A 24,197-nucleotide genomic window follows, 5' to 3' on the forward strand; every position below is an offset into this window, starting at 1 on the left:
TCGACTAATACCAAAGTTAATGGGCAACCACCCGGAAACCTTAGCGCCAGGATTGTTGGCTATGCGATATAATCCTTACCGCTCCTGGTCTTAGCCGCGGCCGCGGTAAGGTTCCACCTCGAGGTCGGGCAGCCAGACGTTCCGCGGCAAACGGCCCGTTTGCCAGAAAACGTCGATCGGAATGCCGCCGCGCGGATACCAATAACCACAAATCCGCAGGTATTTCGGCTTGAGCACGTCGACCAGCCGCTTGCCGATCATCAGCGTGGTGTCCTCGTGGAACGCCGGATTGTTGCGGAAGCTGTTCAGGAACAGCTTAAACGATTTCGACTCCACCAGAGCGCCTTTCGGGCAGTAGTCGATCACGAAGTGCGCGAAATCGGGCTGGCCGGTCACCGGGCACAGACAGGTGAACTCCGGCGCGGTGAAGCGGACGACATAGTCCGTACCCGGATGAGGATTGGGCACCGCCTCGATCTTGGCCACGGCCGGCGAAGCCGGGATCGGCGAAACGTGATGGCCGAGCTGGGTGAGGGATTTCTTGAGGTCGGTTTTCTTGGGCATGACACAGTTCGTCTGAATCGGCGGCGCGGTTTATAGCACCGATCCGCGATTGTCATCCCAAGCGCGCCGACCTTCCTGTCATTCCCGGCCGAGCCAGCGTCAGCGCAGTGAGGGGAAGGGAACCCAGGTCGCCGCACCCGCATGCCGGCGAAGAATGGACTGTGCCACACCTCCTGGACCGACCGCTCGCTTGCACCTGGGTCCCCTTCCCCTCACCTCCATCGCTACGCTCGGATTGCTCGGCCGGGGATGACAGCCGTTTTCACTTCTTCGCCTTCCACGCCTTCACCGCATCCATGGTGAGGGTCACGTGCTTGTCGGGGCTCATGTCGCTGTAGGCGAAGGCGACCTTGTGGTCGGGGGTGATGACGTACGAAATCCGGTTGGCGTACGGCACGACCGGCATCTTGGCGTCGTAGGCTGCGATCACCTTGCCGTCCGGATCGGCCGCGACCGCGAACTTGTTGCGGCACTCGCTGACCGAGAATTCTTTCAGTTTGGCAATGCCGTCGTGGCTGACCCCGATCACGGTGGCGCCGAGGGCGGCGAACTTGTCGGTGGCTTCGGCAAAGTCGTGCGCCTCGATGGTACAGCCCTTGGTGAAGGCCGCCGGGTAGAAGTAGAGGACGACCGGCCCTTTCTTGAGCGCGTCGGCCAGCGCGAACGTGAATTCTTTTCCACCCAGCGAGGCCTGGGCGGTGAAATCGGGCGCCGGGGCGCCCACGCTGAGGGCGGCATGTGCCGGTAATGCCGCAAGGATCAATGCGATACTGGCGAAAGCGCGCTTCATGGAGTACTTCCTTGGTTTCTTGGGCGACGAGTATGAGGGGTGCCGGTCTGTCACGGCAACACTCGTTTGCCCTTGAAAGTCACGGCAAAAACCACGAAATGCGTATGGGAAACCGATGGGCGACCGCCTGATGAAGTCTGAACAGTCGAAGGGGGCGGCCGATTTCCTGGGTCGCGTTCGTGCCACCGTGGCGAAGTTGGTGCCGGCTCCCGTGGCGGCATTTTTCGCTCGTAAAGACGTCCAGGCGGTGTGGGACTGGATCAAAGAACCGCTCTATGCGGTGGTCATGATGTTCGGGTTCGTCACCATCGTGGTGCAACCCTTCTACGTGCCCTCGGGCTCGATGGAGCCGACGCTGGCCATCGGCGACGCCGTTCTGGCCGCCAAGTTCCCCTACGGCTACACCCGCTATTCGATGCCGTTCGATTACGTCTTCCTCGGCGAGTCCAAGGCGACGCCCAAGCCGATCCTGCAACGCCTGCCCACCGTCGGGGACGTGATCGTGTTCCGTCTGCCGAAAGACCCCAAAATCACCTTCGTCAAGCGCGTGATCGGCCTGCCCGGCGACCGCGTCCAGATGAAGGAAGGCCGTCTCTGGATCAACGACAAGCAGTTGCCGATCAAATACGCCGGCCTCGCCTCCAATGAGGACGAGTTCGGCGGCGAAACGATGGTGCCGACCTTTACCGAGACCCTGCCGAACGGCAAGGAACACCGCATTTTCAAGAAGCAGTGGGACGGCCGCATGGATAATACCGACGTCTATGTCGTGCCCGCGGGCCATGTTTTCATGATGGGCGACAATCGCGACAATTCCTGCGACAGCCGGTTTCCGCTCGAAGAATGCGGCGTCGGCTACGTCCCGGTCGGCAATCTGGTCGGCCGCGCCTTTGTCGTGATCGGCTCGGTAGACTTCAAGAATGCCAACGGCATCTGGGAATGGCCGTTCAACTTCCGCTTCTCGCGTATCCTGAACTGGGTGCGGTAACCTCTTGAAAGTTGCCGCGGGTCGCCCCAGGTATCGGGCTGGGAGGGCGTGACGATGACTCGGTCCTGGTGGTTTGCGGCCTGGATTCGGCTGCGCAAGGCGTTGCGGCGCTACAAGGCCGCCGAGCGCAGCCGGCTGGTCTGGGACTACGCCAAGGAGCCCCTCCTCATTTTCGGCGCGGTCTATATGGGCGCGGCGGCTCTGGCCCAGCCGTTCTACGTGCCGTCCGGCTCGATGCAGCCCAGTCTCGGCATCGGCGACTTCCTGATCGCGACCAAGTTTTCCTACGGCTACAACCGCTATTCACTCCCGTTCGCATCAGGCTCGACACCGACCCAGCAGATCTTCGCCAGCCTGCCCCAGGCGGGTGACGTGGTGGTGTTCCGCAAGCCGGGGCATGAGAGCCAGACCCTGGTGAAGCGTGTGGTCGGCTTGCCCGGCGACCGGGTCCAGATGATCGCCGGCCGGCTCTGGATCAACGGCAAGGAACTGGCCCTTCGCCCCGACGGGATCGGCAAAGCCGAGAACGGCCCGACCGAAGACCCGCCCGGCGCCTATGAGGAGGTCTACCGCTTCATCGAGACCCTGCCGAACGGCCGCCAGCATCCGATCTACAAGAAGGGCTGGAACGGGTTCTTCGACGATACGCCGGAGTACGTGGTCCCACCCGGCCACCTCTTCGTCATGGGGGACAACCGCGACGACTCGGCCGACAGCCGCGTGCCGCTGGAGCGCAACGGCGTCGGCTTCCTGCCGGCTGCAAATGTGACCGGCCGGGCTCGCCTGGTGATTGTTTCGGTCGACTTCGTCAACGCCGACGGAGTCTGGGAATGGCCGTTGAACGTGCGCAAGGATCGTACGCTTCGGCAGGTTCGATGACGCCGCGGCTGCCCGGATTTCGCCTTAATTGACGGCGTGTTGTTCAGAATTGCGTCACCGAATTGCGCCATTTTGGCCAACGCCCTCCCCGCGACCACCCCGCTTGTTGCACGCTGTTCCCATCCCATGCTAAGGCCCTCGCCGCACGCGTTTAAGGATTCGCGCGCACCGCTAATTTTTCATTTCCCATCAGGGATTTAGTGGAGCTTCGGAGAGTCTCGCTCCGGCTCCAATGAAACGGATAAAGCGTGGCAGACGAAGCTCATCTGTCGGGGATCGCAGGGCGCTATGCGCTGGCCGTCTTCGAACTCGCTCTCGAAACCAAAGCGATCGACGCCGTCGGACGCGATTTCCTGACGCTGAAAGGCCTCCTCGCGGAAAGCGCCGATCTTGCGCGGCTGGTTCGCGCGCCGGTGTTTTCGCGCGACGACCAAGCCAAGGGCATCAGGGCCGTACTCGATGCGGTCGGAGCCGATGCGCTGACGACGCGCTTCCTGCTTCTGCTGTGCGCCAAGCGCCGCCTCTTCCTGCTGCCGGCGATCATTCGCGACTTCAACACGCTGGTCGAGCGCGAGAAGGGCGAGATCGCAGCGCAGGTTCTCTCGGCCCACAAACTCAACGACGCGCAGATCGCAGAACTGAAGCGCGCGCTGAAGGAAAAGCTCGGCCGCGATCCGCTGCTCAACACCGAAGTCGATCCCACCCTCCTCGGCGGCCTCGTCGTCAAGGTCGGTTCGCGGATGATCGACTCTTCGCTCCGTTCCAAGCTCAACGGCCTCCGTCTTGCGATGCGGGGCGCCAGCCACTGAATTCGTCACGCCAACGCGTGAGACACTCTTTCTGCCCAGGATAAAGGAAGTAATACGATGAACATCCAACCGGCCGAAATCTCGTCGATCCTGAAACGCGAGATCCAGAACTTCGGCGCCGAAGCGGAAGTCAGCGAAGTCGGACAGGTTCTGTCGGTCGGTGACGGCATCGCGCGCGTCTACGGCCTCGACAACGTCCAGGCCGGCGAGATGGTCGAGTTTCCGGGCGGCATCAAGGGCATGGCCCTCAACCTCGAAACCGACAACGTCGGCGTCGTGATCTTCGGTTCCGACGTCACCATCAAGGAAGGCGACACCGTCAAGCGCACCGGCGCCATCGTGGACGTGCCGGTCGGCAAGGGCGTGCTCGGCCGCGTCATCGACCCGCTCGGCAATCCGATGGACGGCAAAGGCCCGATCGCCTCGAGCGAGAAGCGCCTCGTCGACGTCAAGGCCCCCGGCATCATTCCGCGCCGCTCGGTGAAGGAACCGATGCAGACCGGCCTCAAGGCGATCGACGCCCTGATCCCGATCGGCCGCGGCCAGCGCGAACTCATCATCGGCGACCGCCAGACCGGCAAGACCGCCATCGCCATCGACACGATCATCAATCAGAAGAAGATCAATCAGTCGAACGACGAGAAGAAGAAGCTCTACTGCATCTACGTCGCCATCGGACAGAAGCTGTCGACCGTCGCGCAGATCGTGAAGACGCTCGAAGACGCCGGCGCCATGGAATACACCACGGTGGTCTCGGCCACCGCCGCCGAACCGGCTCCGCTGCAGTACATCGCGCCGTTCGCCGGCTGCGCCATCGGCGAGTGGTTCCGCGACAACGGCATGCACGCCCTCATCATCTACGATGACTTGTCGAAGCAGGCCGTTTCGTACCGCCAGATGTCGCTCCTGCTCCGCCGCCCGCCGGGACGCGAAGCCTATCCGGGCGACGTCTTCTATCTCCATTCCCGTCTGCTCGAACGCGCCGCCAAGATGAACGACGCCAACGGCGGCGGCTCGCTCACCGCGTTGCCGGTCATCGAGACCCAGGCGAACGACGTGTCGGCCTATATTCCGACCAACGTGATTTCGATCACCGACGGCCAGATCTTCCTTGAATCCGACCTGTTCTATCAGGGCATCCGTCCGGCGTTGAACGTCGGCATCTCGGTCAGCCGCGTCGGTTCGTCGGCGCAGGTGAAGGCGATGAAGCAGGTCGCCGGCTCGCTCAAGCTGGAACTGGCGCAGTACCGCGAAATGGCGGCGTTCGCCCAGTTCGGTTCCGACCTCGACGCGTCCACCCAGCGCCTCCTCAACCGCGGCGCCCGCCTGACCGAACTCCTGAAGCAGCCGCAGTATTCGCCGCTGGCCGTGGAAGAAGAAGTGGTCGTGCTGTACTCGGGCGTGAAGGGCTATCTCGATAAGCTGCCGGTCGCCAAGGTCGGCGCCTTCGAGAAGGGCCTGCTCTCGCTGTTCCGCGGCAAGCACCAGGACATCCTCGATGCCATCCGCACCGTCGGCGCCCTGAATGCCGAAATCGAAGGCAAGCTCAAGGCCGCGATCGACGACTACGCGAAAGAGTTCGTCTGATGGCAAGCCTGAAAGCGCTCCGCACCCGCATCGCCTCCGTCACGGCGACGCGCAAGATCACCAAGGCCCAGCAGATGGTCGCGGTGTCGAAGCTGCGCCGCGCCCAGGCCGCCAACGAAGCCGCCCGCCCCTACGCCCAGAAGATGAAGGCGGTGATTTCCGGCATGGCGGCCGGGCTGAAGAACAACCCCGGCGGCCCCAAGCTGCTCACCGGCAACGGCAAGGACGACAAGCATCTGCTCGTCGTCTGCACCGCGGACCGCGGCCTGTGCGGCGGCTTCAACTCCAACATCGTCCGCTTCGCCAAGGTGAAGATCGAGGAGCTGAAGGCCGAGGGCAAGAAGGTCGAAATCCTCTGCGTCGGCCGCAAGGGACGCGATCAGCTCAAGCGCCAGTACGCCGAACTGATCGTCGACACGGTGGAATTCACTGCCGTGCGCCAGCTCGGTTTCGCCAATGCCGACGAAATCGGCAAGAAGCTGCTGGCATGGTTTGAGGAAGGCAAGTTCGACGTCGCGACGTTGATCTATGCCCGCTTCAGGTCGGTGATGACGCAGACCCCGACCGCGCTGCGGCTGATCCCGGCGGCGATCGAGGAAACCGACAGCAAGACCGGCCAAGTCTACGAGTACGAGCCGGACGAAGCGGAAGTCCTCGCCGAACTCCTGCCCAAGAACATCAGCGTACAGATTTTCAGTGCACTGCTGGAAAACGTGGCAGGCGAATTCGGCGCCAAAATGACCGCGATGGACGGTGCGACCCGCAACGCCGGCGAGATGATCAACAAGCTGACCTTGCTCTACAACCGCACGCGCCAGGGCAAGATCACCTCGGAACTGATCGAAATCATTTCGGGCGCAGAAGCGCTCTAAGAAGGAGAACGATCATGGCCTATACGACGAAAGCGATTTCCAAGGGCGGCCGCGCCGGCCGCGCCGGTATCGAAGGCGGCACGCTGGCTCTCGCCATGTCCTTCCCCAAGGAACTCGGCGGCGACGGCGATGCCCACAATCCCGAACAGCTCTTTGCCATCGGTTATTCGGCCTGTTTCAATCAGGCGGTGATCGTGCTGGCCAAGAAGCACAACATCGATCCGGCTTCGGCCCAGGTGCACGTCTCGATCACGCTGAACGCGGGCGACGACGGCTTCTCGCTGGCCGCCGAAATCGGTCTCAAGGTTCCGGGCGCAGACAAGGCCGCCGTCAAGGCCCTGCTCGATGACGCCCATCAGATGTGCCCCTACTCCAAGGCGACGCGCGGAAATATCCCCGTCACCCTGACTGTTCTTTAAATTCGCAAGGAAACTCCCACATGGACGCGACGACGAGCAACAAAATCGGCAAGGTGGCGCAGGTCACCGGCGCCGTGGTGGACGTTCAGTTCGAAGGACATCTGCCGCAGATTTTGAACGCGCTGGAAACCGACAATCACGGCCGCCGGCTCGTGCTCGAAGTCGCGCAGCACTTGGGTGAATCGATCGTCCGGACGATCGCCATGGACACCACGGACGGCCTCGTCCGCGGCCAGTCCGTGACCGACACCGGCCGCCCGATCGCCGTTCCGGTCGGCGAAGGCACGCTGGGCCGCATCATCAACGTGATCGGCGATCCGGTGGACGAAGCCGGCAAGGTCGACGCGGCCGAATACCGCCCGATCCACGCCGAAGCCCCGTCCTTCACCGACCAGTCGACCGAAGCCCAGGTGCTGGTCACCGGCATCAAGGTAGTGGACCTCCTCGCTCCGTATTCCCGCGGCGGCAAGATCGGCCTGTTCGGCGGCGCCGGCGTCGGCAAGACGGTGTTCATCCAGGAACTGATCAACAACATCGCCAAGAAGCACGGCGGCTACTCGGTGTTCGCCGGCGTCGGCGAGCGTACCCGCGAAGGCAACGACCTCTATCACGAGATGATCGAGTCCGGCGTGAACAAGGACCCCAAGAAGGGTTCGACCGCCGGTTCGAAGTGCTCGCTGGTGTTCGGCCAGATGAACGAGCCGCCGGGCGCCCGCGCCCGCGTCGCCCTCACCGGCCTGACCGTCGCCGAGTATTTCCGCGACCAGGGCCAGGACGTGCTCCTGTTCATCGACAACATCTTCCGTTTCACCCAGGCCGGCTCGGAAGTGTCGGCTCTACTCGGCCGTATTCCTTCGGCGGTGGGCTATCAGCCGACGCTCGCCACCGACATGGGCACCCTGCAGGAACGCATCACCACCACCTCGAAGGGTTCGATCACCTCGGTGCAGGCCATTTACGTGCCGGCCGACGACTTGACCGACCCGGCGCCGGCGACCTCGTTCGCGCACCTTGACGCCACCACGGTGCTGTCGCGTGCGTTGACCGAAATCGGCATCTATCCGGCCGTGGACCCGCTCGACTCGACCTCGCGCATTCTCGACCCGCATGTCGTGGGCCAGGAGCACTACGACGTCGCCCGCCGCGTCCAGGCGATCCTGCAACGCTACAAGGCCCTGCAGGACATCATCGCCATCCTGGGCATGGACGAGCTGTCGGAAGAGGACAAGGTCACGGTCGCCCGCGCCCGTAAGATCCAGCGCTTCCTGAGCCAGCCGTTCCACGTCGCCGAAGTCTTCACCGGCTTCCCCGGCGTGTTCGTCGACCTCAAGGACACCGTCCGCTCCTTCAAGGCGCTCATCGAAGGCGAATACGACCATCTGCCGGAAGCGGCGTTCTACATGGTCGGCACCATCGAAGACGCGGTGGCCAAGGCCGAAAAGCTGGCCAAGGAAACGGCGTAATCACTGACCGTCGTGGCCGGGCCGGTCCCGGCCATGACGATGTATGAGAGAAGAAACGGCATGGCCGACAAAATCTCCTTCGACCTCGTCTCTCCCGAACAGCTTCTGCTGTCCGCGGATGCCGACATGGTCACGATCCCCGGTTCCGAAGGCGACATGGGCGTGATGGCCGGTCATACCGCAGTGATCACCACTCTGCGCCCCGGCGTCATCACCGTCTCGGGCGGCAAGGAAGCCCAGCGCTTCTTCGTGCTCGGCGGCTTTGCCGAAGTCACCCAGACCAAGCTGACGGTGCTGGCCGAGGAAGCCATCCCGGCGAACGACATCGATGCCCGCATCGCAGCGGTCACGGAAAGTCTCGCCAAGGCGGTCACCGACACCGAAAAGTCCGTACGTCAGGCCAAGCTCGACACGCTGACCAAGCTGCGCGCCGACGCCTGATCCGGCACCGTTCAAAATAGACAACCGGCGTGCATTCCCATGCACGCCGGTTTTGTTTTGCACGCAGCGTTACTCCTTCAGAACCGTCTTGCCGGCCGGCAGGCATACGATGTTCGCCGGATAGGCTTGGAATTTGAGCGTGCCGAACTGGTCGGCGGTCTGCACCGGAGGCGTCTTCTTGCTCTCCATTTTGACTTCGTAGCAGACCATGTGCAGCTTGGAATCGACGATCGGATACGTCGTTTTGCCGACCATCTTGGCGGTCGGCGTGCACAATTGCACCGGCCGCACCAGGGTAGCTTTCCACTTGCCGAATTGATCGGTGAGGACCACGTCGCGCGCCTTGAACGAAACATCCTTCACCGGATAGCAGAGGTAATGATTACCTTTTGGAATATCCGCCCCCGCTGCCGGCAGCGCGATCATCATGCCTGCGAGCGCGCCGAGTAACGCGCCGGTCGATACATTTTTCATGCAAACCTCCTGCGCCTGTGGCCGAAGCCACTTTTGATGCCCAATCCAATCGGACGGATGCTTGCGGGCGAATACATCCGCCTACGCAGACGCTGAGGCATGCAGTTTAGCAGGACAGCGGCGTTGAACGTGCAACCCAGTCGTAGCTGCAGCGCGTTTGTCGTTACGACAGCTTCGACAACCGCTCTTTTTGAAAAGATGATCTCAGAACAGCCGGTTCCCTCATGCGTTTTGGTCTTGTTATAATCTATGCACACGGGTGCACACACGAGGCCAGAATGACGTCAGAACCGGTCTATAGGCAGGGCTGGAGCCCAGACGATATCGCGTGGGACAAGTTCGATCGCTCCAAGGCGGAGCCGTGGCTGGTCGACGCGATCAAGTCGGCGGCGCTGGTCGAGTACAATGCCCCGGACTATGTCGGCTATCTCAAGCGCGTCTTCCCCGATCCGTCGTTCCATCCCGTCATTGAGCAATGGGGCCGCGAAGAGAGCCAGCATGGGTTGGTGCTCGGCCGCTGGGCGGAGATGGCCGATCCGTCGTTCGATCTGGAAGACGCCTTCGCACGCTTTCGCGCCGGCTACCGCCCGGCCCATTTCGACGGCTCCGACGAGACCTCGGTGCGCGGCTCCAAACGGGGCGAGATGATCGCGCGCTGCGTGGTCGAAAGCGGCACCTCGTCCTATTACACCGCCATCAAGGAAGCGACGGCTGAACCGGTACTGCAAGAAATCGCCGGACGCATCGCGGCCGACGAATACCGCCATTACAAGCTGTTCTACGAAACTCTTCAGACCCAGGATGAAGCCGACCTGCCATTGTGGAGGAAGATCGTCATCGCGGTCGGCCGCGCCGCCGAAAGCGACGACGACGAGATCGCGTTCTCCCGCTATTGCGCCACCGTCCCCGCCTCGGAAGTGACCGCCCGCCCCTACAGCCGCACCGCCTGCTCGCGCGCCGTGACCACAACCACGCTCAGGATCTACCGCCGTCGCCACATCGAGAAACTGACCCGGATGATCGCCAAGGCGATCGGCGCCGATCCGCAGGGATGGCCCGTCAAACTGGCCGGAGCCGGCCTGTGGCGCATGCTCACGGTGCGTGCAGGCCTGATCCGCGCGACAGCGGCTGCTTGATCTCGGCGACGGGCTGCGGCCGCAAGCCGAAATGGTTCTGCCACACCGACACTCCGACCACCGCAGCCCAGAACGTGAGCGACAGGACCATCAGCCAAGCCGGCACGTCCGCCAATCCGGCCGCCGCCACAAATACGAGGGGCGTCACCGCGCAGGATACGAGAAGGGCAAACACTCTGGTCATGGGGGTCATGTGGTGACACCCCGGCGTGGCTTCAAGGGGGAGAAATTGCGGCCCGTCTGTGACCCGTGATGGCCGCGTTACTGACCGGCGCGGCACGCTTGAACGGTGTTAGCCGCTCAGCGCCACCGTATCCACGTCGGCGGCCTGATCTCATCGGGCGACGAACGGCGGGTTCCGAACCGGGTCTGCCAACCCCAGGCGAGCGTAATCGCTGCGCCGAATGCAAGCGCCAGCCAGAGGAGCCACGCGGGAACATCCACCGGAAGGGCCGCGTACACGATCACGAGCACCGTCGCTGCACAGGCGCCAAGAAGTGCGATGACCTTAGTCATGCCGCTTTTATGATCTCAACTTGAGGTAGTCGCAAGAGGGCTCTTGATGCGAATTCCAATTCTGCTGATCGCCGCGGCGCTGACGGCCCCTGCCCTGGCGCAAAATGAATCCGATTGGGTTTCGTATTTCACGTTCCAGGACGTGAAGTTCTTCTACGCCCCCTCGACGGTGCAGAAGGATGGCGCGGTGCGGATCGTCAAATGGCACGACAGCCGCAATCCGCAAGTCGTGTTCAAGGTCCGGATCGATTGCACCGCCCGCACGATCCAAAGTCTCGAGGCCGACGAATACGACCTTCTCACCGGCGACTATTACGAAACCGCCGACCTCTCCGGCCAGCCACCCGACCCACTCGGCGCCTCGGACTCGATGGGCAGCGCGCTGGCGAAAACGGTGTGCTGAGCACGCCCACACATCAGGCAAAGGAGCATATGTCCGAAAGCGGACGCCAGTCGGTCCAACTTCTTCGCTCAGACAACGGAAAATTTGTAGCTGCCTGACCCGGCCGATACCGCCACTATGCGGCTATCGCGTGCGAGAATGTTCAGACCATCACGCGGCCGCATGGGCCGTCCATTCTCGAGGACGGTCTGGTTTGTCGAAGCCGGAATCTGGATGACAGCATCGGTGTTCGGCGGAAGCGTGACACGGAGCTGCAGCCCCATCGCGTTTCTGCGCCACTCTGTCGAGATTCGGCCATACACGGCCTCATAGCTGCCGACGGCAAATTTGAGCCGGGGATCGCAGATGGGGCGGATGAGGATTTGTTCGAATCCCGGCGCCGTCTGATCGATGCCCGCAATGCGACGGTACAAAAACGCCGTAATCGCACCGAAGGCGTAGTGGTTGTAGGAATTCATCGCGATGTCGCCGGTGTCGCTGTTCCACCGCTCCCACATCGTGGTGGCGCCCTTCATGACCATGTAGCCCCAGGAGGGATAACCGGTCTGCAAAAGCAGCTCGACCGCGAGGTCTTCGTGACCGTGGGATGCCAAGGCATCGAGAATATACGGCGTTCCGAGGAATCCTGTCGAAGGTTTGGTGCCGTGGGCGCGGATATTGGATGCAAGCTTGTCTGCCGCCGCGCTACGCAGGGCTTCCGGCAACAAGCCGAAGGCGAGCGCCAGGATATAGCTGGTCTGACTGCCGCTTCCCACTTCACCATCGGCGCGGACATATTCCTTCCGGAATGCGGCGGCGATCTCGGCGGCAAGCCGTTTGTAGGACGCGTACGCTTCGGTTCTGCTGGTAGCCGCTGCCATTTCGGCCATAAGCGACGCGGAATAGGCCCAGAACGCCGTCCCGATGAGGTCCTTCGGCGTGGGCTTGTCACCGGAATCGATCGCGAGCCAATCGCCCCAATCGCTGCCTCGCCCGTTTCGCCAAACGCGGTCTGGATTTGCGTTCAAGATATACGCGATCCATCGCTCCATGGCGGCCCAGTTGTGGTCGATAATGGCGGTATCGCCATAGTGGCGGAAAACGGTCCACGGAATGATGACACCGCCGTCCGCCCAGCCTGGCGCACCCATGAAGCGGCCGTCGCCCATCGCATGCGGGGTCATTTCGGGGAAGGCGCCATCCGCGGATTGGCCCGCCCGAACATCGCCCATGAAGCGGTTCGCAAAGGCGTCCGTATCCATGTTGAAGGAAGCGGCATCCCAGAATACCTGGGCATCGCCGAGCCAACCCATACGCTCGTCCCGTTGCGGACAGTCCGTGGGAATGCCCATGAAGTTCGAACGCTGGCTCCAGACCGAATTCTGCCAGAACTTCTGGATCACGGGGTTACCGACACGGAACTCACCGGTAGCGGGCAAATCGCTGTGAATGACGACGCCCGTTACCGCATCTTTTGAAGCTTCGCCTGGAAAACCGGACACCTCGGCGTAACGGAAGCCAAAATAGGTGAAGCGAGGTTCCCAGGTTTCGCCGTTCGGGTCGCCTTTGAGGATGTATGTGGCTTGTGCTCTAGCCGTTCTTAAGTTGGACTGATCCACTCGGCCCGATGGCGCGAGGTATTCCGCAAAGCGCAGCTTCACTTCTGTGCCGGCCGGCCCTTTTACGTTCAGCCAGATCAAACCCGCGAAATTCTGGCCGAAATCGAAAACGGCGATGCCTGCTTCAGGCGCGGTCACGGCGACAGGCTTCAGCTTCATCACTTTCCGGATCGGGGGTGATAGCTGGGCTTCGAGAACCGCGGGAGGAGCTTCACCTATTTCCGCCGGAGCCCAGGCGCTATCGTCAAACCCGATGGAATCCCAACCGGGTTGTTCCATTCGCGCGTCATAGACCTCACCATCGTATATCTGCGAAAAGCGAACGGGCGACGCCGCAATGCGCCAATGCTCGTCGGTGCAGACAAGGTCCTTTGTCCCGTCGGCATAGAACAGCTCCAATTGAGCCAGAAACCGGTTGGGCGGGGCGCCAAACATGTAGGCCTTCGGTTCCCAGCTATACGGGCTTCCATACCAGCCATCACCGACCATGGAGGCCAGGACATTCTCTCCGCGTACGATCAGTTCGGTGACATCGTATACCTGATAGAGCAGCCGTTTGCGGTAGTCCGTTAATTCCGGTGCCAGAGTCCGATCCCCTGCCGGCTTGCCGTTTATACGGGCCTCATAGACACCAAGCGCGGTTGCGTACAGACGGGCGCGAACAACGGATTTGGCGACGGAAAACCTACGGCCGAGCAGCATGGCCGGTTGTGCGGGATACGCTTTCGCCGTCTCGCCGGCTCGATGTGCCGCACGGTAGGCCTTGCCGGCAGCGTCCTCCACGACGACCCACGCCGCGTTCCAATCACCGCTGGCGAGCAAGCCCATTTCCCACCAGGTAGGCGCACACTTCGCGATCCGGCCTTTGTTGTCGGCAACTTCGACCGACCAATAACAGCGCTGCCGCGATGCGAGTTCCGGCCCGGCATACGGCACATCGACCGAACGCCGCGATAAGACTTGTCCGCTGTCCCAGATGTCGGCGCGTCCCGCCCTGAGCACTTCCATGCTCGATGCCACGCGAATGCGATACGATACCTGCCGGATGTTCCGGCCGCCGGCCGCGATCCGCCAGGAAAAACGAGGGCGCCGTTCTTCCAAACCCAAGGGGTTGTCGAGGCGTTCAACCTGCGGCTTCTCGATCCGCAAGCCGTCCGCTTTCAAGCCTTCGGATGCCGTAGCGCCTGGCGTTCCAAGGACAATTCCGGCTGTCGTCAAAAAAGTTCTACGACACATCCCCATTTGGCTCTGCTCCACGACGCCGTTATCACGGATAACTATGGAACCGGGCGGCATGCGATTACCAGCCCAAAGGCATGTCCGGCGTGGCCCTTAGTTACCATTCCAGGACGTTTCAAATACCCGGACCATTGGGGAGGCGATAAATGAATAAAACGCCCACCGCATAAGCTTTTTCAGTGCGGCAGATCGAACGCCGCCTCTGATGATCGCCGGAAGGCGGCCCTCCGAATGTGATGGACTGCCGCATCGCCGCTATGGTGTATTGACCGTTCGATTATCCCGAACGATTGAACCGTTATAATGAATTGGATAGATGTAAGCGGCATATGCCAGTTTGCCCGCGTATAAAACGCGAGTTCCTGCATGCATGCCCCTGCCCAGCGGATCCACCCTTTTGATCTTTCCCAGCTTCTATCCGGCGCGCGTAGCGTGCTGCCGGGCCTTCTCCTCACCGCCGCCCTCGCCGCCTTTGCCGGGACCGTCCACACCATCCGGCTGTTCTCCGGTCTCAGTCCGCTGATCATCGCCATCGTGCTCGGCATGGCGTTCCACAACCTGATCGGCACGCCGGTCCGCGCCAAAGCCGGGGTCGGCTTCTCGATGCGCCGCATCCTGCGCTTCGCCATCATCCTGATCGGCCTGCAACTGACCGCCCAGCAAGTCGCCCAAGTCGGCCTCACCGGCCTAGTGTTGATCGCCGTCGTGTTGGGCGCGACCTTCGTTTTCACCAAATGGCTGGGACGGCGCCTTGGCGTCGAGAGCAAGCTGGCCGAACTGATCGCCGCCGGTACCTCGATCTGCGGCGCCTCGGCGGTGATCGCCACCAACACCGTAACTGACGCGCCCGACGAAGACGTCGCCTATGCGGTGGCGTGCGTGACCGTGTTCGGCGGCATCGCCATGCTGGTCTATCCGCTGTTTCCGGCGCTGCTGCACCTCACCCCGCACCAGTACGGCCTGTGGGCGGGGTCTTCGATCCACGAGATCGCCCAGGTGGTCGGCGCCGCCTTCCAGGACGGCAAAGAGGCCGGCGAGTTCGCCACCATCACCAAGCTGTCCCGCATCGCCATGCTGGCGCCGCTGGTGATCGGCCTCGGCCTTATCAAGCACTACGGCAAGGCCGCCAAGCATCGCCGCCCTGTGCCGTTGCCGTGGTTCGTGCTCGGCTTTGTCGCCCTGGTCGGGCTCAACAGCGTCGTGACCATTCCGGCCGCCGACAAACAGGCTGTGGCCGCCTTCACCGCCTTCCTGCTGTCGATGGCGCTGGCGGGCATGGGGCTCGAAACCGACTTCGCCAAACTGCGCGCCAAGGGCCTGAAGCCGCTGCTTCTGGGATTTGCCGCCTTTCTTTTCGTCGCCGGATTCAGTCTCATGCTGATCGAATTGACCGCCTGACTCGCCAATGACCCTGGAGCAGCTCCGCATCTTCGTCGCCGTAGCCGAACGCCAGCATGTGACCCAGGCGGCGCGGGCGCTGCACCTCACCCAGTCGGCGGTCAGCGCCGCGGTGGCGGCGATCGAGAGCCGCTATGCCGTCACCCTGTTCGACCGCGTCGGCCGCGGCATCCGTCTCACCGAGACCGGCAAGCGGTTTCTCGCCCAGGCGCGGGCGGTGCTGGCGCGGGCGGCCGAAGCCGAGACCGTGCTGGCCGATCTGTCGGCGCTGAAGATCGGCAGCCTCGCGTTGGCCGCCAGCCAGACGGTCGGCAATTACTGGCTGCCGCCGCTGATGCAGCGCTTTCACGCCGGCAACGACGGCATTGCCCTCACGCTCACCATCGGCAACACCGAAACCGTGCGCGAGGCGGTGCATGAAGGCCAAGTCGATCTCGGCTTCATCGAAGGCCCGATCGACGATCCGCTGCTGTCGGTGACCGCGATTGCCGACGACGAGATGGTGATGGTGGCGCCGCCCGGACTGGTCCCCGTCCGCAAACGCCTCGGCGCCGCCGATCTGGCCAAAATCCCGTGGGTGCTGCGCGAGCACGGCTCCGCCACGCGCGTGATCCTGGAAGAGGCGCTGCACAAAGCGGGAGTACCGGCCGCGGCGCTGAAAATCGTGCTCGTACTGCCGTCGAACGAATCCGTCCGCGCGGCCGTGGAAGCCGGTGCCGGCGCCACGCTGCTATCCCGCCATGCGGTCGACGGGGCGCTGCGCAGCGGCACGCTGGAGCGCCTGCCCTTCGCTCTGCCGAAGCGGCATTTCTATGTGCTGCGCCACAAGCAGCGCTATGGCAGCGCCGCCGCAAACGCGTTTCTCGCCCTGGTCCGCGAAGACAAACGCACTAAACGCCGCGCTTCACCAGCATCCGCTTGATATTGCCGATCGCCTCGGCCGGATTGAGGTTCTTCGGGCAGGTGGCGGCGCAGTTCATGATGGTGTGGCAGCGATAAAGCCGGAACGGGTCTTCGAGATCGTCGAGGCGCTCGGGGGTCATCTCATCGCGGCTGTCGGCGATCCAGCGATAGGACTGCAGCAGCGCCGCCGGGCCGAGATAGCGATCCGAATTCCACCAATAACTTGGGCACGCGGTCGAGCACGAGGCGCACAGGATGCACTCGTAGAGGCCGTCGAGCTTGGCGCGTTCTTCCGGCGATTGTTTCCATTCGGTCTCGGGTTCGGCCGTCTTGGTCTGCAGGTACGGCTTGATCGAGGCGTGCTGGGCGTAGAAATGCGTCAGGTCCGGCACCAGATCCTTCACCACCGGCATATGCGGCAGCGGATAGACCTTGATCGGACCGGAGACGTCGGTGATCGCCTTGGTGCAGGCCAGCGTGTTGACGCCCGCAATGTTCATCGAGCATGAGCCGCACACCCCTTCGCGGCACGAGCGGCGGAAGGTCAGTGTCGGGTCGATCTCGTTCTTGATCTTGATGAGGGCGTCCAGAACCATCGGCCCGCAGCTATCGAGATCGACCGTGTAGGTGTCGATGCGGGGGGCTCCGCCGTCCGCCGGATCGTAGCGGTAGATCTTGAATTCCTTGGTCCGCTTGGCCTTTTTGCCATTCGGCTCCTTCGGCCCTTCCCACGTCTTGCCTTTGACGGGCTTGGAGCCTTTCGGCAGCACGAATTGAACCATCTGATTCTCCGGGGAAAAATCGGCGGGGAACCAGCTTTAGCAAAGCCGGACGGCCGCTGCAATGTTGTCGCAGCCCCTAAATCACTCCCAACCGCTTCCCCACTACCTCGAATTTCTCCAGCGCGAACGCCACCTGTTCGTCGGTCAACGACGCGCACATTTGGATGCGCAGGCGGGCGGTGCCTTCGGGGACCACGGGATAGCCGAAGCCGGTGATGAAGATGCCCTCGCCCAGCAGTTCCTGGCTCATCTTGATGGCGAATGCCGTATCGCCGACGATGATCGGCACGATGGCGCTGGCGCCTTCGAGCGGCTTGAAGCCGAGTTTCTTCAGTCCCTCGCGCATCATCTTGGCGAGCGCGTGCAGCCGTGTCACCCGCTCGGGTTCGCGTTCGAGGATTTCGATCGCCTTCTTGGCACTGGCCGCAATCGTGGCCGGCAGCGCGTTGGAGAACAATTGCGGCCGCGAAACCTGGCTCAGATATTCGATCAGCGTTTCCGATCCGGCGACATAGCCGCCCGCGGCGCCGCCGAGCGCCTTGCCGAGCGTACCGGTGACGATGGCGATCTCGCCTTCTACGCCCCAATGCTCCGCCGTGCCGCGGCCGTGCTTGCCCATCACGCCGACGCCGTGGCTGTCGTCGAGAATGATGGCGGCGTTGTAGCGCTTGGCCAGGGTCACGATGTCGGGCAGCTTGGCGATATCGCCTTCCATCGAGAACACGCCGTCGGTGACGATGAAGATGCGCCGCGCGTCGCGCACGTCGGCCAGCTTTTCGCGCAGATCGTCGATATCCGAATGGCGATAGACCAGACGCTTGGCTTTGGCGGCGCGGCAGCCGTCGATCAGCGAGGCATGGTTCAGCGCGTCGGAGACGATGGCGTCGCCCTCGCCCGCCACCGCCGGAATGAGCCCGGTATTCGCCGCCCAGCACGACACGTAGGTCAGCGCCGCATGCGTGCGCGACAGCCGCGCCAGCGTCTGCTCGATCTCCTTGTGGATTTCGAACGTGCCGCAGATGAACCGCACCGACGCGGTGCCGGCGCCATACTTGTCGAGCGCCGCCTTGCCGGCCGCGATCACTTCGGGATGATCGGCCAACCCAAGATAATTGTTGGAGGACAGCACTAAGATGCGGCCGGACTTCTCGGCCATGCCGACTTCGGTATCCATCGGTCCGGTGATATGGCGGAAGGTCTTCAGCGTTCCCGCCTTGGCCATCGCCTGAAGATCGGTATGCAGCGATTCATCCAACGGTTGGGTCATAGTTCACTCCAATCCAGCACGACCTTGCCGGAACGCCCAGAGCGCATCACGTCGAAGCCCTCCTGGAAATCCTTGTAGGAATAGCGATGGGTGATGACGGGCGTGATGTCCATGCCCGATTGGATCATGCTGGTGAGCTTGTACCAGGTTTCGCCGAACATGCGCCCGTAGATGCCGCGGATGGTGAGGCCCTTGAACACGACCGTGTTCCAATCGATGCCGGTGTCGCCGGGCTGGATGCCGAGCATGGCGATCTTGCCGCCGTTGGCCATGGTTTCCAGCATCTTGCGGAAGCCCGCGGGATTGCCGCTCATCTCGAGACCGACGTCGAAGCCTTCCTGCATGCCGAGATCGCGCATCACCGACTTCAGGTCTTGATTGGCAACATTGACGACCGCCGTCGCGCCCAGCTTCTTGGCCAATCCCAGCCGGTAATCGTTGACGTCGGTGACGACGACATAACGCGCGCCCGCCTTCACCGCCATCGGCACCGCGGCGATGCCGATCGGACCCGCGCCGGTGATGAGGACATCCTCGCCGACCAGATCGAACGCCAGCGCGGTATGGGCCGCGTTCCCCAGCGGATCGTAGATGGCATAAATTTCTTCCGGCACCTTCTCGCTGCAATGCCAGAGGTTCAGTGCGGGTACCGCGACGTACTCCGCAAAGGCGCCGTTGCGGTTGACGCCGACGCCGAGGGTATTGGCGCAGAGGTGCCGCCGGCCCGCCTGGCAGTTACGGCAATGGCCGCAGATGATGTGGCCTTCGGCGCTGACCAACTCCCCGACCTTGTGGCCGTGGACGTTGGAACCGACGGCGGCGATGCGGCCGACGAACTCGTGGCCGATGGTGGTGCCGGGCTTGACGGTTTTCTGGGACCAAGCGTCCCAGTTGTAGATATGGACGTCGGTGCCGCAAATCCCGGTTTTCAGGACCTTAATCAGCACGTCGTCGATGCCGTATTCGGGCTCCGGCACGTCCTGGAGCCAGATGCCTTCTTCGGCTTTCGTCTTCACAAGCGCTTTCATGGAATGGTCCCAGGCAAATTGCGGCTTGAATCGGTAACGCCGCATTTGATCCGGCGCAACAATACGTTGCGGATGGCAGCAACCACCCCGGCGCATGGGCGCCCGCAGGCACGATCTTGTCGTGAAACGCCGTCAGGGTTTCCGGTTCATGCTCCGGCGGGCGCCAGCGGCACGCCGAGTTGGATCAGGTCGCGGCGGAGCTTTTCCGCGCCGGTGAAGTGCAGCGCCGGCAAGCCGACCTTGGCGGCGCCTTCGACATTGGCCGGGCTGTCGTCGACGAAGACCAGATTTTCCGGCTCCATCTCGTAGCATTTGAGTGCAATTTCAAACAGTTTGCGATCCGGCTTGATGCAGCCGTAATCGCCCGACAGAACGATGTGCTCGAACATCCGAAACGGCTTGAAGGTGTAGCGCACGCGGGAAAACGTCTCGCTGTTCCAGTTCGACAGCGCGAAGAGATGCAGGCCCGCCGCCTTGAGTTCGGCCATCAGCTCCGGCGTGCCGGGAATGGCGTCGCCGACCATCTCGATCCAGCGGCCGTAATAGGCGCGGATTTCGCGCTCCCATTCCGGGAATTGCGCCACGCGCTCGGCGGTCGCCGCGATCAGGTCGCGGCCGGCATCCTGACGGGCATTCCATTCGAGCGTGCAGATGGTGGCGAGGAAGTTGGCGGCCTTGGTTTCGTCGCCGTCGAACACCTTGCGATAGAGGTACATCGGGTTCCAGTCGATGACCACGCCGCCGAGATCGAACACAACGCCCTTGATCACGGGCATGCGCGTGTTGAGTGTCACCGTTTGCCTCTTCCGACAACGTTCTGGGGGTGCCTTAGCACGTGTGCGCCGCGCGGGGAATGCGGTCAGAAGAGCACGCAATCACGGCCAAGTGATGTGCCAGATGTCGTGATCGCCGCGGCCATCCCCGCAATCGCCCGACCAGTAGAACGTCCCCGGCTCCGACGCGGGAAACGACGGACCGAAATTCAAGTGGCGGCCGCAATTGATCTCGGCCGAGAGTTCGCCCTTGTCCTGCCAGCGCGCTCCCGCCCGTTCGCCGCGGTGCAGCCGCACCTTCGTGACGGCGCCGAACGTGCCTTTGGCAAAAACGATCGTGCGTTCGTCCGGAGTAAACGCGGCATCGAACTCCTCGTCGGCGGAATTGATGCCCGGCCCGAGATTTTCCGGCACGCCCCAGACACCGTTTGCCTTGCGCGACAGGAACAGATCGTGCTTGCCATAGCCGCCGTGTCCATCCGACGAAAACAGCAGCACGTTGCCGTTCTTGGTCACGCTCGGCGCCCATTCGTCGCCGCTGGAATTGACGTTGGCGCCCAGGTTCGCGGCCTCGCCCCATTTTCCCGAAACGGGATCGAAGGCAATCTCGTAGAGGTCGCTCTTGCCGTATCCGCCGTCGCGATCGGAAAAGAAATAGACCGTGTGACCGTCGGCGCTGAACGCCGGATCGAAATCGTTCCTGGGCGAATTGAATGGCACCGGCGCCGGCGCGCTCCAGCCGGACGGCGTCTTCCTGCTGAAGACGATATCGGACGGCCTGTCGGAGCGGCCGACGCCCCACAGCGCCCATTGTCCGTCCGGCGATAACGCCAAACGAACGTCGTCTGCCGGTCCGGAAAACGGCGTCGCAATGCGTTCGCCGGCAACCGCGGCGGCGGCCAGATAAAATGCGAGGACTGCCGAAACTGCGATGCGCATTTGCCCCCCTTGGCGCGACCGATGCGAGTTCCTGAGGTGCCATAGCATGCTCGGCCAACCGCGGAAACATGGTCAGGGGAGCAGCGGGGATCACAAAAAACGGAGGGGAAGCCGTCCTCCCCCTCCATCCAAACCCGGATTACGACGGACTGCCGCCGCCGATATCGGCGACATGGTACCAGTCGATCTTGCGGGTGAAGTACATCGTGCCCGCCAGCGCTGCGAACAGCACGCACGAGCCCGTCAGCAGCGCGTTGTCCTCGGAATTGAGGATCAGATACAGCATCCCATAAAGCGCGCCGAGCACGATTGCGGTCACCAAGGCGCGCCACCAACTTTGTAAGGCACTGACCGCATAAAGCCCGGTCAACAGCACCGTCGCGCCCGCGGCGATGACATAGCTGATGGCGAAGCCCATATGCTCGGCGATCGACAGCAAGAGCAGATAGAACAGCACCTGCGCCGCACCGACCATGGCGTACTGCACCACGTGGATGCGCCGCCGCGATACGGTTTCGGCGACGAAAAATGTCAGGAAGCCGAGCGCCACAAACAGGATGGCGTATTTCAAGGCCCGCTGGACGAGCTGGTAATGATCGACCGGCTGATAGAAACGCGCGCCGAACGCCTGGGGTATGATCGCGCCGACTGCGTCTTCGGATTTGGCAAAAGACTGGCCGAAACCGCGCGCCAGATACGGCACCGTCCACGACGCGGTGAATCCGTCCTTGCCGACGCGCCGCTCGCTCGGCAGGAAGGCGCCGAAGAAGCTCGGCGAGGCCCAGGCGGATTGCACGTTCGCCACCGTACGGCGGCCGAGCGGCGCCAGCGAAAACTCGCGCGTGCCGCGCAGCACGAACTTGGTCGCCAGCTTGAGGTCGGTTGCCTCGGTCAGATCGAGCCGCGCCTGCATGCCGGAAAGCGGCGACGGGTTGCCGTTGTAGGTCGTGGCGGGGGTCGAAATTCCCGCCCCCGGCTCGAACGGCACCACACGACCGTTGACGGCCAGCGTGACATTGTCCGCCAGACCGCGGGCGTCGGTCACCAGCACCGTGACGGTCACGCTCTTCCAATCGATTTCGGCGCCTTGCGGGAATGCGGCGGCGATGGCGGCCTTGTCGAAACGCGCCGTCATGTCCACCGCGGCGCGATAGACCGGCACCGGAAAGATGCCGCGATACCGTGTTTCGGTGTCCGCTTTGACCGCCAGTTTGAGATCGTCGGGCAACAGCGCGCCGACGAAATCCTGCGCCGTCTCGACGGTTTTGCCGTCGACGAATTCGATGTGCTTCAGCCGGTACGGCACCAGCAGCACCGGTCCCGCCACCGTCTGCGGTCCGCCATAGCCCTGCGCGATATCGGTTGCCGCGCCTTCCGCCGTCTTCTGCCGGTCGACTAGCGCCATTTGGATCAGGAACAGCGGCACCGCCATCAGCAGCGTCAATCCCACGATCACCAGTATCTTCAAGCCGGGCGAGCGCCCGCGCGCACCCGATGTAAGCCCGTCACCGATTGCCATTGCTTCCCTCCGCATGTGGGCAAAACAGGACTATGCAATACCAATTACTTTGTAACACAAAGTATACACCTTGGGCGGGCCGCCGCAAGCCGGTTCGCGCGCCGCCCTAGGAGTGCCCGCGGCATCCCCGCTGGCTGGTTGTTTTATTGTGGTATCTGTTTTACTTCTTTGGACTCAGTCCTGCCCGCTCTCGAAAGCGATCCCCATGGCGATTCCGCGCTACAAGGCCACCTCCGGCCCGATCCTGTTCTCCGCCGGTTTCCGGCCGTTCTTTCTCGCCGCCGCCATCTGGGCCGCCATCGCCGTGCCGGTGTGGCTGGTGGCCTATACGAGCGGGCTGATGCCGCCGACCGCGATGCCGGCCATCATCTGGCATCCGCACGAACTGATTTACGGCTACGGCGCCGCCGTAGTGGCGGGCTTTCTCCTCACGTCCATTCCCAACTGGACCGGCCGGATGCCGCTACAGGGCGGACCGCTCGTCCTTCTGGTGCTGCTCTGGCTGGCGGGACGCATAACGGTGCTGATTTCCGGCGTGATCGGCGAACCGGCCGCGGCCGGGATCGATCTGGCGTTCCCGGTTGCATTCCTCGCCGTCGTGGCGCGCGAAATCATAGCCGGCAAGAACTGGCGCAATCTGCCGATGCTGGTGGCGCTGAGCGTGCTCGTGATCGGCAATCTGCTGGTCCATCTCGAAACCCTGGGCGTGACCGAAACGGCGCTGGCCGGAAACCGCGTCGGTATCGCCACCTTGCTGGCGCTGATCGCGCTGGTCGGCGGCCGCATCGTTCCCAGCTTCACGCGCAATTGGCTGGTGAAGTTCCGCCCCGAAGTTCCCGTCCCCGCACCGGCCGAACGGCGCGATACGATTGCACTCGCGATCACTGCGGCTAGCGTGATCCTCTGGATGATCTTGCCCGATGCGGCGATCACCGGATGGGGCCTGATCGTCGGCGGCACCGCTGCCGGATGGCGGCTGTCGCGCTGGCGCGGCGGCGCGACCCTGCGCGAACCGCTGCTCTTGATCCTGCATGTCGGCTACGGCTGGCTGGCGGCCGGGCTGCTGCTGCTCGGCCTCGACATCGTGTTCGATTTCATGCCGACGACGACGGCGCTGCACGCCCTGACGGTGGGCGCCATCGGCACCATGACCCTGGCGGTGATGACCCGCGCCAGCCTCGGCCACACCGGCCGCCCTTTGATCGCCGGACGCTGGACGGTGGCGATCTTCATCCTGGTGTCGCTGGCGGCGCTGCTGCGCCTCGTGTCGGTATTCGGCGGCGCGGCGATGATCGCCCTCCTCCACATCGCCGGCTGCCTGTGGAGCGTGGCGTTCCTCATCTTCGCCATCGCCTATGGCCGCGTCCTCTCCCGCCCGCGAGCGAGCGGAGATACGAAACCGGTGTAGGC

General features: G+C 63.0%; 25 protein-coding genes. 13 read left to right on the forward strand and 12 right to left on the reverse strand.

Annotation, left to right across the window (positions count from 1 at the left end; all coding sequences use genetic code 11):
- Positions 1-90 precede the first annotated feature (90 nt).
- Both queF and FHS84_RS02900 read right to left on the reverse strand, forming a co-directional pair.
- Entirely contained in the window at positions 91-564 is a 474-nt protein-coding gene (gene queF / locus FHS84_RS02895) for a preQ(1) synthase (protein ID WP_166930212.1), read from the reverse strand.
- Positions 565-826: 262 nt separating this feature from the next.
- Positions 827-1,354 (reverse strand): peroxiredoxin, encoded by a 528-nt coding sequence (locus FHS84_RS02900; RefSeq protein WP_166930213.1) that lies wholly within the window; start codon positions 1,352-1,354, stop codon positions 827-829.
- A 130-nt stretch (positions 1,355-1,484) separates the two neighbouring features.
- Here FHS84_RS02900 and lepB (FHS84_RS02905) point away from each other — a divergent pair, with 130 nt between their 5' ends.
- The 8 genes from lepB (FHS84_RS02905) to atpC all read left to right on the forward strand — a co-directional run bounded on the left by lepB (FHS84_RS02905) (position 1,485) and on the right by atpC (position 8,812).
- Positions 1,485-2,342 carry a signal peptidase I gene (lepB, locus tag FHS84_RS02905; protein WP_166930215.1) on the forward strand — a complete coding sequence of 286 codons (858 nt, stop codon included), beginning with the start codon at positions 1,485-1,487 and terminating at the stop codon, positions 2,340-2,342.
- A gap of 54 nt (positions 2,343-2,396) precedes the next feature.
- Positions 2,397-3,221 (forward strand): signal peptidase I, encoded by an 825-nt coding sequence (gene lepB, locus FHS84_RS02910; protein WP_208393670.1) that lies wholly within the window; start codon positions 2,397-2,399, stop codon positions 3,219-3,221.
- A 248-nt stretch (positions 3,222-3,469) separates the two neighbouring features.
- Positions 3,470-4,030, forward strand: a complete 561-nt coding sequence (locus tag FHS84_RS02915; RefSeq protein ID WP_166930217.1) for a F0F1 ATP synthase subunit delta — start codon at positions 3,470-3,472, stop codon at positions 4,028-4,030.
- 57 nt (positions 4,031-4,087) lie between these two features.
- Positions 4,088-5,617: a F0F1 ATP synthase subunit alpha gene (gene atpA, locus FHS84_RS02920; RefSeq protein ID WP_166930219.1), complete on the forward strand. Its 1,530-nt coding sequence runs from the start codon at positions 4,088-4,090 to the stop codon at positions 5,615-5,617.
- Entirely contained in the window at positions 5,617-6,489 is an 873-nt protein-coding gene (locus tag FHS84_RS02925) for a F0F1 ATP synthase subunit gamma (RefSeq protein ID WP_166930221.1), read from the forward strand. Before atpA ends, FHS84_RS02925 begins: the two co-directional genes overlap by 1 nt.
- 14 nt (positions 6,490-6,503) lie before the next feature.
- Entirely contained in the window at positions 6,504-6,908 is a 405-nt protein-coding gene (locus tag FHS84_RS02930) for an organic hydroperoxide resistance protein (protein WP_166930223.1), read from the forward strand.
- Between the two features lie 20 nt (positions 6,909-6,928).
- Positions 6,929-8,371, forward strand: coding sequence for a F0F1 ATP synthase subunit beta (gene atpD / locus FHS84_RS02935; RefSeq protein WP_166930225.1), 1,443 nt, complete (start codon positions 6,929-6,931; stop codon positions 8,369-8,371).
- Between the two features lie 60 nt (positions 8,372-8,431).
- Positions 8,432-8,812, forward strand: coding sequence for an ATP synthase F1 subunit epsilon (atpC, locus tag FHS84_RS02940; RefSeq protein WP_166930227.1), 381 nt, complete (start codon positions 8,432-8,434; stop codon positions 8,810-8,812).
- 69 nt (positions 8,813-8,881) lie between these two features.
- On the opposite strand, the gene FHS84_RS02945 is transcribed toward atpC, so the two are convergent.
- Positions 8,882-9,286 (reverse strand): DUF7450 family protein, encoded by a 405-nt coding sequence (locus FHS84_RS02945; protein WP_166930229.1) that lies wholly within the window; start codon positions 9,284-9,286, stop codon positions 8,882-8,884.
- A gap of 278 nt (positions 9,287-9,564) precedes the next feature.
- On the opposite strand from FHS84_RS02945, the gene FHS84_RS02950 reads away from it, so the two are divergent.
- Positions 9,565-10,422 carry a ferritin-like domain-containing protein gene (locus FHS84_RS02950; protein ID WP_166930232.1) on the forward strand — a complete coding sequence of 286 codons (858 nt, stop codon included), beginning with the start codon at positions 9,565-9,567 and terminating at the stop codon, positions 10,420-10,422.
- Here FHS84_RS02950 and FHS84_RS02955 read toward each other — a convergent pair.
- Positions 10,379-10,615: a hypothetical protein gene (locus tag FHS84_RS02955; protein WP_166930233.1), complete on the reverse strand. Its 237-nt coding sequence runs from the start codon at positions 10,613-10,615 to the stop codon at positions 10,379-10,381. The two genes, FHS84_RS02950 and FHS84_RS02955, sit on opposite strands and share 44 nt — an antisense overlap.
- A 107-nt stretch (positions 10,616-10,722) precedes the next feature.
- Entirely contained in the window at positions 10,723-10,938 is a 216-nt protein-coding gene (locus FHS84_RS02960) for a hypothetical protein (RefSeq protein ID WP_166930235.1), read from the reverse strand.
- Between the two features lie 46 nt (positions 10,939-10,984).
- Here FHS84_RS02960 and FHS84_RS02965 point away from each other — a divergent pair, with 46 nt between their 5' ends.
- Positions 10,985-11,341, forward strand: a complete 357-nt coding sequence (locus FHS84_RS02965) for a hypothetical protein (RefSeq protein ID WP_166930237.1) — start codon at positions 10,985-10,987, stop codon at positions 11,339-11,341.
- A gap of 68 nt (positions 11,342-11,409) precedes the next feature.
- Here the strand turns inward: FHS84_RS02965 and FHS84_RS02970 are convergent, their stop codons facing one another.
- Positions 11,410-14,088, reverse strand: a complete 2,679-nt coding sequence (locus tag FHS84_RS02970; protein WP_166930239.1) for an alpha-L-rhamnosidase — start codon at positions 14,086-14,088, stop codon at positions 11,410-11,412.
- Between the two features lie 525 nt (positions 14,089-14,613).
- Between FHS84_RS02970 and FHS84_RS02975 the strand changes: the two genes are divergently transcribed.
- Positions 14,614-15,576: a YeiH family protein gene (locus tag FHS84_RS02975; RefSeq protein WP_243850693.1), complete on the forward strand. Its 963-nt coding sequence runs from the start codon at positions 14,614-14,616 to the stop codon at positions 15,574-15,576.
- A gap of 7 nt (positions 15,577-15,583) precedes the next feature.
- Positions 15,584-16,498, forward strand: coding sequence for a LysR family transcriptional regulator (locus FHS84_RS02980; protein WP_166930243.1), 915 nt, complete (start codon positions 15,584-15,586; stop codon positions 16,496-16,498).
- On the opposite strand, the gene FHS84_RS02985 is transcribed toward FHS84_RS02980, so the two are convergent.
- The 6 genes from FHS84_RS02985 to creD form a co-directional block, all read right to left on the reverse strand.
- Positions 16,467-17,261 carry a succinate dehydrogenase iron-sulfur subunit gene (locus FHS84_RS02985; protein ID WP_166930245.1) on the reverse strand — a complete coding sequence of 265 codons (795 nt, stop codon included), beginning with the start codon at positions 17,259-17,261 and terminating at the stop codon, positions 16,467-16,469. The two genes, FHS84_RS02980 and FHS84_RS02985, sit on opposite strands and share 32 nt — an antisense overlap.
- Positions 17,262-17,337: 76 nt before the next feature.
- The gene (locus FHS84_RS02990; RefSeq protein WP_166930247.1) at positions 17,338-18,528 is read right to left on the reverse strand and encodes a glycine C-acetyltransferase; all 1,191 of its coding nucleotides are present in this window, start codon (positions 18,526-18,528) and stop codon (positions 17,338-17,340) included.
- A complete protein-coding gene (tdh, locus tag FHS84_RS02995; RefSeq protein ID WP_166930249.1) occupies positions 18,525-19,556 on the reverse strand; it encodes an L-threonine 3-dehydrogenase in 1,032 nt (343 codons plus the stop codon). The genes FHS84_RS02990 and tdh overlap by 4 nt, the downstream gene beginning before the upstream one ends.
- Before the next feature lie 146 nt (positions 19,557-19,702).
- Positions 19,703-20,350: an HAD-IA family hydrolase gene (locus tag FHS84_RS21725; protein WP_166930251.1), complete on the reverse strand. Its 648-nt coding sequence runs from the start codon at positions 20,348-20,350 to the stop codon at positions 19,703-19,705.
- A gap of 81 nt (positions 20,351-20,431) precedes the next feature.
- On the reverse strand, positions 20,432-21,268 hold the full coding sequence (locus tag FHS84_RS03005; protein ID WP_166930253.1) for a TolB family protein: 837 nt from the start codon (positions 21,266-21,268) through the stop codon (positions 20,432-20,434).
- Positions 21,269-21,407: 139 nt separating this feature from the next.
- The gene (creD, locus tag FHS84_RS03010; RefSeq protein ID WP_166930255.1) at positions 21,408-22,787 is read right to left on the reverse strand and encodes a cell envelope integrity protein CreD; all 1,380 of its coding nucleotides are present in this window, start codon (positions 22,785-22,787) and stop codon (positions 21,408-21,410) included.
- 205 nt (positions 22,788-22,992) lie between these two features.
- Between creD and FHS84_RS03015 the strand changes: the two genes are divergently transcribed.
- Positions 22,993-24,195 (forward strand): NnrS family protein, encoded by a 1,203-nt coding sequence (locus FHS84_RS03015; RefSeq protein ID WP_166930257.1) that lies wholly within the window; start codon positions 22,993-22,995, stop codon positions 24,193-24,195.
- The last annotated feature ends 2 nt before the right edge of the window (positions 24,196-24,197 follow it).

The organism is Rhizomicrobium electricum (genome assembly GCF_011762045.1).
Lineage (GTDB): Bacteria > Pseudomonadota > Alphaproteobacteria > Micropepsales > Micropepsaceae > Rhizomicrobium > Rhizomicrobium electricum.

Excerpts from the sequence above, each read along its gene's own strand:
- queF (WP_166930212.1), bottom strand. The coding sequence starts at position 564 with ATGCCCAAGAAAACCGACCTCAAGAAATCCCTCACCCAGCTCGGCCAT.
- FHS84_RS02900 (WP_166930213.1), bottom strand. The coding sequence starts at position 1,354 with ATGAAGCGCGCTTTCGCCAGTATCGCATTGATCCTTGCGGCATTACCG.
- lepB (WP_166930215.1), top strand. The coding sequence starts at position 1,485 with ATGAAGTCTGAACAGTCGAAGGGGGCGGCCGATTTCCTGGGTCGCGTT.
- lepB (WP_208393670.1), top strand. The coding sequence starts at position 2,397 with ATGACTCGGTCCTGGTGGTTTGCGGCCTGGATTCGGCTGCGCAAGGCG.
- atpA (WP_166930219.1), top strand. The coding sequence starts at position 4,088 with ATGAACATCCAACCGGCCGAAATCTCGTCGATCCTGAAACGCGAGATC.
- FHS84_RS02925 (WP_166930221.1), top strand. The coding sequence starts at position 5,617 with ATGGCAAGCCTGAAAGCGCTCCGCACCCGCATCGCCTCCGTCACGGCG.
- FHS84_RS02930 (WP_166930223.1), top strand. The coding sequence starts at position 6,504 with ATGGCCTATACGACGAAAGCGATTTCCAAGGGCGGCCGCGCCGGCCGC.
- atpD (WP_166930225.1), top strand. The coding sequence starts at position 6,929 with ATGGACGCGACGACGAGCAACAAAATCGGCAAGGTGGCGCAGGTCACC.
- atpC (WP_166930227.1), top strand. The coding sequence starts at position 8,432 with ATGGCCGACAAAATCTCCTTCGACCTCGTCTCTCCCGAACAGCTTCTG.
- FHS84_RS02945 (WP_166930229.1), bottom strand. The coding sequence starts at position 9,286 with ATGAAAAATGTATCGACCGGCGCGTTACTCGGCGCGCTCGCAGGCATG.
- FHS84_RS02950 (WP_166930232.1), top strand. The coding sequence starts at position 9,565 with ATGACGTCAGAACCGGTCTATAGGCAGGGCTGGAGCCCAGACGATATC.
- FHS84_RS02955 (WP_166930233.1), bottom strand. The coding sequence starts at position 10,615 with ATGACCCCCATGACCAGAGTGTTTGCCCTTCTCGTATCCTGCGCGGTG.
- FHS84_RS02960 (WP_166930235.1), bottom strand. The coding sequence starts at position 10,938 with ATGACTAAGGTCATCGCACTTCTTGGCGCCTGTGCAGCGACGGTGCTC.
- FHS84_RS02965 (WP_166930237.1), top strand. The coding sequence starts at position 10,985 with ATGCGAATTCCAATTCTGCTGATCGCCGCGGCGCTGACGGCCCCTGCC.
- FHS84_RS02980 (WP_166930243.1), top strand. The coding sequence starts at position 15,584 with ATGACCCTGGAGCAGCTCCGCATCTTCGTCGCCGTAGCCGAACGCCAG.
- FHS84_RS02985 (WP_166930245.1), bottom strand. The coding sequence starts at position 17,261 with ATGGTTCAATTCGTGCTGCCGAAAGGCTCCAAGCCCGTCAAAGGCAAG.
- FHS84_RS02990 (WP_166930247.1), bottom strand. The coding sequence starts at position 18,528 with ATGACCCAACCGTTGGATGAATCGCTGCATACCGATCTTCAGGCGATG.
- tdh (WP_166930249.1), bottom strand. The coding sequence starts at position 19,556 with ATGAAAGCGCTTGTGAAGACGAAAGCCGAAGAAGGCATCTGGCTCCAG.
- FHS84_RS03005 (WP_166930253.1), bottom strand. The coding sequence starts at position 21,268 with ATGCGCATCGCAGTTTCGGCAGTCCTCGCATTTTATCTGGCCGCCGCC.
- creD (WP_166930255.1), bottom strand. The coding sequence starts at position 22,787 with ATGGCAATCGGTGACGGGCTTACATCGGGTGCGCGCGGGCGCTCGCCC.
- FHS84_RS03015 (WP_166930257.1), top strand. The coding sequence starts at position 22,993 with ATGGCGATTCCGCGCTACAAGGCCACCTCCGGCCCGATCCTGTTCTCC.